Source organism: Paenibacillus sp. MCAF9 (assembly GCF_052114265.1).
Classification (GTDB): domain Bacteria; phylum Bacillota; class Bacilli; order Paenibacillales; family Paenibacillaceae; genus Pristimantibacillus.
In genome coordinates, this window is the sequence record NZ_JBFREL010000044.1 from 29,284 (window position 1) to 41,606 (window position 12,323).

Consider the following 12,323-nt stretch of genomic DNA (forward strand, 5'->3'; position numbering starts at 1 on the left):
TGGAATCTAGATCCGGATCGAACAGTTGCCGCCGCATCAGCGGATCATACGCGAACTTAATCTGACTAACGATGAAACGATTGAATTCGCTAAGGTAAACTCCTCTGTCGTGAAGCCATCGATATTTCGTTCATCCGCAACTACCTGACAAAGGATCTAGTTAATGATCTTGATCTGTACATTTTCGAGAAAAAGGCCCTGAGTGGAAAATTACCGATAAGTCGTGGAAGAAAATTCGCGATCAGCTTGTTTATTCAAAAGTAAACGGCGGGTTTCCTTGCTTGATGGTTAAGGATGGCGATTTTAATCGTGTCGGTGAGCTTTATCTTATTCATGAATATGAGGGTATGGAGCTCCATCTGAAGTATGTGGAGCGTACGCTGCCACATGTCGTTCAGTTTTGGGGGAAAACGTTCACCTGGAGACTTTTGTTGAGGAAAAGAAGATAGTGTAGTGTTCAGCTGTGATGGGAAGAAGACGAGTCGGAAGTTTGTATGAGTTAAGAGGATAGTGCTTCTTAACCCTGATTTGAAGAGCTATCATGCATAATACAGAGACAAACAACCCGATCTTACTCGATCGGGTTTTCTATTTTCCGGACAGAGGGAGCTCCCTTTAATACAGAATATTCACTGCCTTATTGAAAAATACAATAACGAGGTACGGTAATTGCGCCAAAAGATTGAATGGATCGAATGATTTTTATGACTCTGTCGGTAATCACTCCAAGCAAATAAAAATTCATCTATATCATCGTTTTGTGCAATTGTTTAGACAATGAACGCAGCGATGATTTTATAAAATATAAAATAATTACTTATGAGAACTTGCTGCTCTTAAGAATTCCTCGATTTCCAATTTATTCGGAATACTAGCTAGAGCACCCTTTCTTGTAACCTTAATTGCCGCAGCAGCAGAAGCAAATCGCAGAGTCTCTTCCGAAATATCCTTCGAACCAGTCGTTGCAGCCAATACTCCTATGAAGGTATCCCCAGCTGCTGTCGTATCAGCGGCTCGTACGTCGAAGGCTGGGACATGCGTAACCGTATCGTTACTATCCGTAAACAATGAGCCTTTATTTCCTAATGTCAGTACGACTTTACCAACTCCTTCATCTCTTAATTTTGCAGATGCTTGAATGGCTTGAATATTATTAGATACGGCAATTCCAGTTAAGGTTTCGGCTTCAGATTCATTCAGAATTAACACATCAATGAAATGAAATATATCCATCGGTATTTGTACTGCCGGGGCGGGATTAAAATAAACACTGACTCCCCGTCTATGTGACTCTTCCATCACATATCTCGTAGTTTCCCAATTTATTTCGTTTTGAAGCATCACAATATCGGCAGAATCAAACAACTCTAGAGAATCTTTTATATCATTTACCGTTAACAACCCGTTAGCTCCCTCAGTAAGAATAATATGATTTTCTCCTGATGCATCTACTGTAATTGAAGCTAGCCCCGAGTTCCCATCTTTATTAAACACAAAATCAGACTGGACTCCAATTCCACGGATTGCAGACAATAACTGCGAAGCGAATGGGTCATTTCCAACAGCTCCAATGAATATAACCTGAGCGCCAGCTAGTGCTGCTGCTGCTGCCTGATTTGCTCCCTTTCCTCCAGGATTATAATCCGTTTTCAAGCTCTTAATCGTTTCACCAGGAAGAGGATGTTTCAACACATGATTTACTACATCCATATTAATACTGCCTATTACAAGTATGTTTGCCACAAGGACACACCTCAAATCATTTTAGGATTCTTTCAGCAGCTACAACCTATTCATATCCGTGTTTTCGTACACATAAAGCTCACTTGGTTGAATCCGATGTTGGCCGGTATGCAGCAGCTCTGGCAAACGCCCCATCCGTTCAGTCAAACGGGAAAGCTTTTGCTCATGAAAATAAGATAACCCCGTATGAATCCGATCCTCAAAAGGCTCAAGCCATCTTGTTTCTAAGCTATTAGAACCAAAATAAACACCTAGCAAAGACCCAGCTGTTGCCCCAAAGCTGTCCGTATCGTTGCCTTGCATCACCTGCTTGCATATCCCATCGCCGACATTTTCTGCGAATCGAAACGTATTAATTAAGGTCCCTATTTCCTGATAAACCTGACAGTGGGAATAATTCGCATACTTATGGTTAATACGCTCATAGGCTTCCAGCCAGTTATCTGCATTTGCAACCATCTGTAGGCAATCCTGAGCAGCCTCATAGAATCGGCTCCTTCTAGGTACGAATTGCAGTGCAGTACTTATAATTTCAATCGGATCGCGAAGCACATGTGCGACAGCAATCGCAGCAGCAATGAACATGGTAGCGTAGATACCGGTACGACGGTGTGTAAAGCTTGCATCCCGCCATGCCAGCTCGGCAGCAAGAGCTGGTTGACCGGGGCAGGCATAGCCGTAAGCATCTGCGCGAATCGCTGCTCCGCATAGTTCCGTGTCCTGTACCAAGAAGTCAGGCCAAGCTTCTATTTCAGCCTGATTGAATATTTCCCTATCATGCTCCAAATAGCTAAACCCAGATCGTAGTAGGATGGCTCTCTCCGGACCCCAAGTTGTACTTATCGGAAGATGATTTATCCATAAATCTCTTATATTTCTTTTTGTAAAGCCTTCGCCGAATTGCTCTAGCACCATCATTCCCATTATTGTGTAATTGATATCGTCATCAGGTGCCACGTAACGAATTTCCCCACGAGCCGTCTCATACCAAGACCAATGACGACGGCCCAACGCATCTAGCATTTCATCAGAAATATAATCGTTCAGCGGCCATTCCCCTACCGATGCAAGCGCTTGATGCAATTCCGAAAGGCTGGGGTTTACCTCAATAGGCTTGCCCAGCATTGAGCCGCATACGGAAGCTAGAAAAGCCGCCTCTACCCGCTTAGAACTGTCCTTTAAATTCAGGATTCCGACCTGACCGAGAGGCCTTGTCGGATCACACTCCTGCCATATCTCCTCTAAATCGTTTGGCTCATAGTAAGTCCAATTATCCCTCATTGGAATGGCAGCCAAACTATGGGCGAAGTCCAAATAGGCGTCATAACTTTCGGGAAGCTGTTCCAGCTTGGCTAAATAACCCGATGTTTGATGACCCTGCTCGAATTTATTGCGTAGAATTCCTTCCAATTGACGTTTAAGAAATGTGAGTGATGGCAACATAATTTTTATCTCCTTTGTCCAATTATTGATCTGCATGACATATATACTCAAATGTGAAGTGCCATTAGTATGAAAACGATAGCAGATGAAAAATCAGCTTACAAGACTATTGGTTATTCCTTTACAGATCCTAACGTAATCCCACTAATAAAAAATCTTTGCAAAAACGGATAAATAATTAAAACAGGTATCATCGCAATAAAGATTTTGGCTGCGTTTAAGGTCTGATTAGAAAGTTCACTCATCTTTTGAATTTGTTCTGCAGTCATCGTTTGCGCATCAATGATGACGACCAATTGTTGGATGTAGGTTTGCAGCGGATAATGATCGGCATTGGACATGAGAACAAGACCGTTAAAAAATTCGTTCCAATGATAGACAATACTGAATAAAGTAACTGTCGCAAGCACCGGAACAGCCAGAGGAGTGAAAATTTTAATAAGCATTTGCCACGGCCCTGCTCCATCCACTAACGCCGCCTCTTCTATCTCCTTAGGCAGATTGCGAAAATAGTTTATGACGAGAATAACATTAAATACCGGTACGCTTTGCCCTAGCACAAGCGCCCAAATATTATTGATCAAGCCGAGTGATTTAATCGTTTGATACCAAGGAATCAGGCCGCCGTTAAACAGCATAGTGAAAACCAAAATCCACATGAATACATTACGAAGAGGCAAATCTTTGGCATTTTTGGATAAGGGATAACCTAATAGAAGGATAATGACAAAATTAAGACTTGCTCCTAATGCAACACGCTGAATTGAAATCCAAAACGAATTAAAAAACTTGCTGTCCCCCATAATTTCTTGATAGGCACCGAAATTAAACCCCACCGGCCATAATCCAACCTGACCTGCGGAAGCCGCTGCATTCTCACTTAACGAGATTACAAGCGTGTACCATAAGGGAAGTACACACAACAGTGCAATACCACCCAGAAGCACGACAAGCAAAACATCAAATGCCTTGGAGCCAAATGTTTTTTCTATAACCATAGTAATGCTCCTTTATATTAAACATGTCGTCGTGAAATTCGGTTCGTACGTTTAAAAAATACGATAATTTGCAAACTTAGCAGCCAAGAAATAGGAAGTCGCAATTAAAGTAAAGCTGATAACAGATTTTAACAGCCCCATTGCCGTTGCTAATCCATACTGCAAATTCAACAACCCCGTTCGATATACCCAGGTGTCAATGATATCCCCGCTAGAATAAACAAGAGGATTATAAAGGTTAAAGATTTGGTCGAATCCCGCATTTAAGACATTTCCAAGACTTAGCACAGTGAGCAAAATAACCGTTGTAATCATGCCAGGCAGTGTGATATTTCTCAAACGCTGCAAGCGCGAGGCACCATCGATCGCAGCTGCTTCATATAAAGAGGGATTGATTCCCGTCAATGCCGCCAAAAAAATAATCGTATTAAAGCCAAACTCTTTCCAGACATCGCTTCCAACAATGATAAAGGGGAACAAATCCGCTCTGGCAAAAAATAAAGTAGGACTTATGCCGAATACAGACATAATAGCGTTAATCGGTCCATTAAAAGAAAAAATATCCAGAAGAATACCAGAAAGAATAACCCAAGATAAAAAATGGGGCAAATAAACAATCGTCTGAATCCATCTTTTCAAGATGGTTACGCGCAATTCATTCAACAACAAGGCAAAAGTCAGCGGTACGATCAAATTCGCTACAATTTTCATCACAGCAATGAAAATGGTATTAAAAAATATCGTTTTACTATCATTAAGCGTAAACATATACTTGAAATTTTCCAAACCAATCCACTCAGAATGAAAAATACCTAAGCCAGGATTAAAATCCTGAAAAGCGATAACAATCCCAAACATAGGAACGATACTGAAAAGAGCCAACCAAATAAATCCGGGTAGGAGCATGAGATAGTAATGCTTGGCATAACCCTTGGTTTTCATATTGTGAATCACTTCCATTCTCACTTGATCAAGGTGAAACGGCTGTTGCCGTCAGTTGGCGGCGCAGTGCGTTTCATTCCGAGAAATATAAGACTTCTTAATCATTTATAAGCTAACAAATTTATAAATTCTTATATTTTTAAAGAAAGGCGACAGATTTCACTGACGCCTCTAGGGATTTTACTGTTTTGCAATTTCGTCTACTTCTGCTAGAATCTGATCTCCGCCTTGCTTCTTCCAATCGAGTACAAACTGATCAAATGAATCTAATGGCGCAGCACCCATAATAATTTTGAGGAATGTTTCTTTTTCCAATTTATCTAATGCAGCCCATTTTCTTTCCATCGTTTTTGTCTGTGAATAGGTAACGCTATAAGTTTTCTTATACGGCTGCTGCAATGGCGATATACCTACAAATGTAGAATACATTCGTTTCCATACGCCTATATCCGCATTCGGATTCCAATATTGAATATCATAATTGTCGTAAGGTTCTAATTTAACTTTTTTGATATTTTCAGCATCAGCCTTTAATAAATTATATCCGGGAAGATCTAGCTCTTCCGGTTGTTTCGTACCTGCTAAAACCTCTTTTAACATATTATAGGTAACATCCATTACATCCATCGAAGCATAAACCAAACGCAATGGATAATTGCTAATCGCAACATTCACATCGAATTTTGATTCGTCGCGATACAAAAGATTTTGCATTTTAATTGCTGCTTCAGGATGCTCGTAGCCCTTGCGGACAACAAGATATTGATTCGACGGGTTACCCATATGTGGAGTGAATTCACCCTTACTATCAAGAGGTACAGCATAAGCCTGCCAGTTAGCTTCTGGGTTGTTCTTGATCGCATCCGCTAACGGGCCGTACCCGCCTGACCACCATACACCAAAATAAATGCCCGCGGTTCCATTCTTGATCAATTCCTGAGCATTCTTACGAATACTCATTTCCTTGTCAATTAAACCCTTTGCATAAAAATCACGCAGTTTAGAAAGCGCCTGCTTCGTTTCTGGCTGAATAGAACCATACGTTGTTTTCCCCTCAGAATCCTTCACCCAAAATCCAGGATAGGAATGAAAAGAAGCGAACACGGGATCAAACCCATAATTGTTATTATTCGGATTCATAAAATCCGCATTGATAGTTCCTCCCAATTGCGGGCCCGAGATAGCGACCGTATCTGCCTTTCCATTACCGTCGGGATCCTGTTCCACAAAAGCCTTAGCCACCTTTTCCAGATCATCTATCGTTTTTGGCGGCTCTAGACCTAGCTTATCTAACCAATCCTTGCGGATCCACATGTAATGGACCATATCTGATTCCGGTGTTACATTTGGCAAGGCATACATTTTCCCATCTACTGTAACTGATTTGAGTGCGAGCCCATTCGTTGTTTCAACGATGCCTTTAATGGTGGGCGAAGCATATTTATTATAAACATCAGTTAAATCCTCAAGCTGGCCGCTCTTTACCATTTGCCTAAACTGCGTCTCTTTCACAACCATCGCATCAGGCAAGTCGTTACTGGCAATGGATAAATTGATCTTCTGTTCGTAATCTTTGCCTCCAGCAGCCTGCCAAACAATTTTCGTATCTATGTTCAATTGTTCTTTAATATAACGGGTATACTGGTTGTTCTCAGGAGATTCCCCGTCTGGCAAGCTTTTATCCGACGCATCAATTTCTTTTCCAATTCTAATTGTGATAGGTTCCTCGGATTTTCCAAAAGGATCTGCTTCTTCTTGTATCTCTTCAGTTTGTGCTCCTTCCGTTGAAGGCTTTGATGGTTCTTTGGAAGTGCCTGAATTACTGCATGCCGGTAATACAACTAACATAGCTGCAAGTAACATTTGAATGCATTTTTTAGACTTGCTCATGCGTGTTCCTTCTTTCACTTTTGAATTTGTCCACACCTAAAAGGTAACACACAAAAGCTTCTCGTTTAGATAGACATAAGTACCACGTTTAGAGAGGTAAATGACCGAAGATTAGCAAGGTTTTGTGGTTCTTTTCTTAGCTATTTATCATTTCTCCTCCTATTTCCCGGTCATATCTCTACCTATATCATGCGTTTTATCATACGCTTGTCGGTATTTACTCGGAAGCATATCCGTTTGCTCTCGAAAGGTGCGGCTAAAATATTTTTCATCCATATAACCAACGTTTTCTGCAATCCAAAGAATGGTCTTGTTGGTATAGAGCAGAAGCTCCTTTGCTTTCTCGATGCGAACCTGTCGTAAATAGTCGCTAAAATTCATACCAACAATTTCTTTAAAGCATTGGCTAAAATAGCTTCGACTCATGTTGACTCTTTTAGCAATGTTAGCCGCAGTAATCTGCTGATTCATCTCTTCATGAGCGATATGAACAGCTTTAATGATGCATTCCACAACCTCTTGGGAAAATGTGGGTTTAACAATGGCGCTGCGGATCATATTACGTATGGTTATAAACCATGTATCCACTTGATCCCAGGAATCAAAAGAAACTGGCAGCTGAATTTTTAATATGCCCACAGGAGAAAATATAAGATTCCATTTATCGATTAACGAATACAGCAGCCCAAGCAGCATCGCCTGAGGCAGCCGCATCATCTTCAAAGTATAGAGTTGATGATTAAATAGACTGTCTTGATAAATCCATTTATAAGACGACCATTGCTCCTTCGCATGATTCATGCTTTCTTCAGACCTTGCTTGCTTGTGATTGTCCCCCTCTTGCAGCAAAATAGACTGAACGCTAGAATGCGGATCATAGTCGTAAAAGAAATCCTTCTCTCTATATTCTCTTAGCCGACGATGTACATCTTTATGACATTTACCATAAAGACCATTAAGCTTGATTAGATTCCAACCCGGTTTAGTACAGATGACCTGTGAAAGCCGTTCCAGCCATAATTCGTTGGATTGCTCTAGCGGTTGCATCCAGAACCAAAGATTAATATCCACCTCAACTATGGATTGGTCTGTCTTATTGCTCCATTCTTTTACCCAATACTCTCCAACAGCCTTGTTATTAGAAAGCAATGCGTAGCCTCGATCCATTGAAAAAAGCTCATTTGCATTTGGATCTCTTTTTTGTTCCTGCATAATTCGGTTGTAGATTCTTTCAAGTACTTCCTCAAAGCGCTCTTTTTCAAGCTGAACTTTAGCAATGTAATCAATCGCGCCTAATCTAAGCGCCTCTTGGATGTACTCAAAATCCTGATGAAGCGTCAAGACTACAGTATAGATATGAGAGAACTCTTTACGGACCCTTTTTATTAATTCAATCCCCGACATCACAGGCATAGCTAAATCAGTAAGCAGTAAATCAACACGATTGGATTCCAAAAATTCCAATGCTTTTTTGCCGTTACTTGCTTCACCTACAACCTCCATATCGAAATTCTCCCAAGGCATTGCCGAAATAAGTCCCTTTCGAACTAATTTATCATCATCAACAATCATCACTTTAATCATGAATTGGTTCAACCTCCAAGAGGGGCAAGCTTAAGAAAATGCTTGTCCCTTTCCCTAGCACACTATTAATTTTCAACTCTGCCCGCTCGCCATATTGAGATTCAATCATGCGCTTCACATAGTTCATCCCTATGCCCATGCCAACCTTATTGTTTTCAACTTCTGAGCTGTTTAACAACTTTTCAATGGTTTCTTCTGACATCCCTGACCCGTTGTCATGAATGGAAATATTGATCATTTGTGTTAATTTCACATCAACTCGAATGAAGCCCTCATCACTTAAGCCATGATAAAGGGAGTTTTCTACGAGTGGTTGCAGGATGAACCGAGGAATCGGCATTTTCAATACCTCTTCATCCATATGAATCTGCACATCAAATTGAAAATCATAACGAATTTGCTGCAAAATAAGGTATTGCTTCAACGCCTCTAGCTCCTCTTGAATCGTTGATGATTGTCCAAGCTTCCCCAAATTATAATGCAGCAGTTTATTTAATGACGATACAAGACGATCAATCTCGTTCTGCCCGTTCATGACAGCCAGCCAGTGCACCGTATCCAACGTATTCATCAAAAAATGAGGATTGATTTGATATAGCAGCTTCTCGACCTCAAGATCCGCTCTGCGCCTCTCCTTCTGTTCAACCTCCGCAAACAAATCCCAAATTTGAACTTTCATTTGCCGAAATTGATCCAGGAGGAAGTCAAACTCTGGTATTCTAGTTCTTGCTATACCTGTCTGAATTCCATTTTGAGCCATCAGCTTAATTTCTTTATTGAAACCGCTCAATGGTCGATACACCATTTTCCACAATAGCCATGCCATGAATAGACTCATCACCAAAAAAACAATCGAAAATAGCAGGATTTGAACGAACCATCGATTCATCTCCTTGTTATAATCGGCTTTAGGGATCACGGAAACAATGCTCCATCCTTGACTGCTTACTTTCCTAAACCATTTATATCCATTATGTGTTCCGAAAGGCTTTCCCTCTTCAATGCCAGGGAACGTTGTATCTATTACAAAGGCATCCGGTAATTCGCTATAGGCAATTCTACCATCATTATCAAGAAATATATGGGAGTTATTCCCACCTGTTTGATCATTGCTAAGGATGCTTTGCGTCAAATGTAATCCTGTTTCTATGTAAACATAAACATCATTTCGATTAGGCAGATCGACTTTTCTTAAAGCAGACAGCACATATTGATTTTCGAATCGGTTATTGCTCATATGCGGTCCATAATAGGAAATTCCAGAATACTTGGCAAGTAATGGCGATTTTTCTGGGAAAAAGTTATCCTTGACTCCCAAATTTTCAAGATCATAGGAATGATCGTTTTGGAAATAATACAAGGTTAATCCGATACTCGGATTCGTAAAAGTAATGAGGCTTAATTCTTCCTTCAAATTGCTTATCATTTTGTAGCGCTCGAATGGTTTGCGATCCGCACTTGCTAAAAATTCATCTAATTTCTTGCCTACACTGCCTTCAAAAGCAAGCTGTTGGGATACATGATTTAAATTACTGATCGTATTCTCTAACGAAAGCTCTACTTGATTTAAGTTGCTTTGAATGCCACTTTGAATTTTATTGGTAAGAATGGAGTAGATGGTATAGTAAGAAATCAGGCCTATACTAATAAACGGAATCAATGAGCTAAGCAAGAAGATAATAATAATCCTCTTCTTCAAGGTCAGGTAATCATAAAGAAATGCTTTGAACTTTCTCCTCATGCTGAAAAACATCGAACTGCACACTCCCAAGAAAATAATAAATGCTTAATCAATCAAGTTTAAAGTTCCTCTTTACTATACTCAATGATACCATGACTGATTTCTTGTTATCTGAAATAGAAACTCCAGCAAGGCTAAATTGAAATAGGCAAAGCCTTATTTCTACAGCTTTGCCATCTTTATTTAAACTAGGTGTTTTGCTCTTCGAAAGCCATTTGGCTAATACTAGCTATTAAGGTCGGGCGGAGGTTCCGTCTGGCAGACGAGCCAGCGTCCATGCGGGAACCACGTTCTCACATTGGAATTTAGCAGCCATTTTCTCATCTATATCAATACCTAGGCCTGGTTTCTCGTTCGGGTACACATATCCATCTCTAGATTCAGGTATTCCTGAGAATACTTCGTGAATCTCGTCTTTAAAACCATTCCATTCCTGTATACCGAAATTGATGCTGCTGACATCCAAATGTACGTTTGCCGCATGTCCAACCGGGGAAACATCGCCAGGACCATGCCACGCCGTGCGAATGCCATAAGCCTCACAAAGCGAGATCATCTTTTGGGCTGGTGTGATCCCGCCGATTTGGCTTACGTGGATACGAATATAGTCAATCAAACGTCCTGAGATCAAAGGCATCCATTCGTTCGGATTGTTAAACAGCTCGCCCATCGCGATAGGTGTCGTTGTGTGCTGTCGGATCAGTTTAAACCATTCGATTTGCTCCGGAGGCAGTGCATCCTCCAAATAGAACAACTGGAATTTCTCTAGCTGCTTAGCAAAGCCTACCGCATCGATTGGGGTCAATCGTTCATGGATATCATGGATTAGCTCCACATCCCAACCTATTGTGCTTCGTAAATGCTCGAACATTTCAATAATACCTCTCCTATATACCTTAGGATCATAGTAAGCACCATCCAACGCATGATCAGGCTTCACGATCTTGTGATCACGTCCACCGTACAATCCCATTTGACATCGCACATAACGGTAGCCTTCCTCTAGGCAGGCGCGCACATTTTTTTCTACTTCTTCTTTACTGCTGCCATCGGCATGCTTATAAATTGCTGCACCTTCACGACACTTTCCGCCTAGCAGTTGATATACTGGCAGTCCAGCTATTTTCCCTTTAATATCCCACAAGGCCATATCGACCCCGGACAAAGCATTATTAAATTCCGGTCCATTTCTCCAATACCCGCTGACCATTGCTGTCTGCCAAATATCTTCAATACGGTGCACATCCTTACCGATTAAGAATGGCTTTAAGTGGTCTTCGATTGCCGAAGCTACGGTCAAATAACGCTGTGTAAATGTAGCACAGCCCAAGCCGTACAAGCCAGGCTCTGAAGTTTCAATTTTAACAACAACCAGATTAATTCCCTCTGGTGCAGTCAGTATTGCTTTGACATCACGAATTGTTATCATCTATTTTCTCCTTATCCATCACCATAAAAAATGTCTAAATACATCTTAATTTCACTTTAGAATTTGCTACATCAAAAAGGTAACACAAAAAAGCCCACCGCTGGGATAGACATAGGTAGCACGTTTAGAGCGGTAAATGATCAAAGGTTAACAAGACTTCGCTATTCTTTTCTCAGCTTTCCAGCATTTCTCCCCCTATTTATCGGACATATCTCTACCTATATCCAAACAAAAGCGACCATGCTCAGATGTGCATGATCGCTTAATGGTTTTCCTTTAATTCCTTACTAAGCATTATTATTTATACTTAGCAAAGTCAAAATCACATGGGTTAGCACAAGATCATTAAGATATTTATTGCCATTCCAATAGAGGCGGTCGAACAGTTTATCGATGTGATCCTTGCCATTCAAGAGCATGTCGATCCGACGCTCATTAAGCCTTATCAATTAGATAAGAAACGTTATATCGAAATGGTGCAAAAGGACAGCGAGCGCTCGGAGTGGAACATCCCTTCYTCCTCTTATGATGACTTGTGGAATCTGGACCCGGA

General features: G+C 40.9%; 8 protein-coding genes and 1 pseudogene. 1 reads left to right on the forward strand and 8 read right to left on the reverse strand.

The features are described from left to right. Positions 1-34: 34 nt before the first annotated feature. A pseudogene (locus AB4Z45_RS31085) lies at positions 35-498 on the forward strand (SpoVR family protein); the annotation flags it as partial. Positions 499-813: 315 nt separating this feature from the next. On the opposite strand, the gene AB4Z45_RS31090 reads toward AB4Z45_RS31085, so the two are convergent. The 8 genes from AB4Z45_RS31090 to AB4Z45_RS31125 form a co-directional block, all read right to left on the reverse strand. After that, the gene (locus tag AB4Z45_RS31090; protein WP_441913347.1) at positions 814-1,743 is read right to left on the reverse strand and encodes a ribokinase; all 930 of its coding nucleotides are present in this window, start codon (positions 1,741-1,743) and stop codon (positions 814-816) included. A gap of 39 nt (positions 1,744-1,782) precedes the next feature. Next, positions 1,783-3,186 carry an ADP-ribosylglycohydrolase family protein gene (locus tag AB4Z45_RS31095; RefSeq protein WP_441913349.1) on the reverse strand — a complete coding sequence of 468 codons (1,404 nt, stop codon included), beginning with the start codon at positions 3,184-3,186 and terminating at the stop codon, positions 1,783-1,785. A gap of 113 nt (positions 3,187-3,299) precedes the next feature. Continuing rightward, positions 3,300-4,184 carry a carbohydrate ABC transporter permease gene (locus AB4Z45_RS31100; protein ID WP_339204210.1) on the reverse strand — a complete coding sequence of 295 codons (885 nt, stop codon included), beginning with the start codon at positions 4,182-4,184 and terminating at the stop codon, positions 3,300-3,302. A gap of 51 nt (positions 4,185-4,235) precedes the next feature. Then, a complete protein-coding gene (locus AB4Z45_RS31105; RefSeq protein ID WP_441913351.1) occupies positions 4,236-5,126 on the reverse strand; it encodes an ABC transporter permease in 891 nt (296 codons plus the stop codon). Positions 5,127-5,306: 180 nt separating this feature from the next. Beyond that, on the reverse strand, positions 5,307-7,016 hold the full coding sequence (locus tag AB4Z45_RS31110) for an extracellular solute-binding protein (RefSeq protein ID WP_441913353.1): 1,710 nt from the start codon (positions 7,014-7,016) through the stop codon (positions 5,307-5,309). Between the two features lie 159 nt (positions 7,017-7,175). After that, complete coding sequence (locus AB4Z45_RS31115) at positions 7,176-8,600, reverse strand: response regulator transcription factor (RefSeq protein ID WP_441913355.1); 1,425 nt, start codon at positions 8,598-8,600, stop codon at positions 7,176-7,178. Then, complete coding sequence (locus AB4Z45_RS31120) at positions 8,593-10,353, reverse strand: sensor histidine kinase (RefSeq protein ID WP_441913357.1); 1,761 nt, start codon at positions 10,351-10,353, stop codon at positions 8,593-8,595. Before AB4Z45_RS31120 ends, AB4Z45_RS31115 begins: the two co-directional genes overlap by 8 nt. A 220-nt stretch (positions 10,354-10,573) precedes the next feature. Continuing rightward, entirely contained in the window at positions 10,574-11,770 is a 1,197-nt protein-coding gene (locus AB4Z45_RS31125) for an enolase C-terminal domain-like protein (RefSeq protein WP_441913359.1), read from the reverse strand. Positions 11,771-12,323: the final 553 nt, after the last annotated feature.

Coding starts and splice junctions, on each gene's coding strand:
- AB4Z45_RS31095 (WP_441913349.1), bottom strand. CDS start 3,186: ATGTTGCCATCACTCACATTTCTTAAACGTCAATTGGAAGGAATTCTA.
- AB4Z45_RS31100 (WP_339204210.1), bottom strand. CDS start 4,184: ATGGTTATAGAAAAAACATTTGGCTCCAAGGCATTTGATGTTTTGCTT.
- AB4Z45_RS31105 (WP_441913351.1), bottom strand. CDS start 5,126: ATGAAAACCAAGGGTTATGCCAAGCATTACTATCTCATGCTCCTACCC.
- AB4Z45_RS31110 (WP_441913353.1), bottom strand. CDS start 7,016: ATGAGCAAGTCTAAAAAATGCATTCAAATGTTACTTGCAGCTATGTTA.
- AB4Z45_RS31115 (WP_441913355.1), bottom strand. CDS start 8,600: ATGATTAAAGTGATGATTGTTGATGATGATAAATTAGTTCGAAAGGGA.
- AB4Z45_RS31120 (WP_441913357.1), bottom strand. CDS start 10,353: ATGTTTTTCAGCATGAGGAGAAAGTTCAAAGCATTTCTTTATGATTAC.
- AB4Z45_RS31125 (WP_441913359.1), bottom strand. CDS start 11,770: ATGATAACAATTCGTGATGTCAAAGCAATACTGACTGCACCAGAGGGA.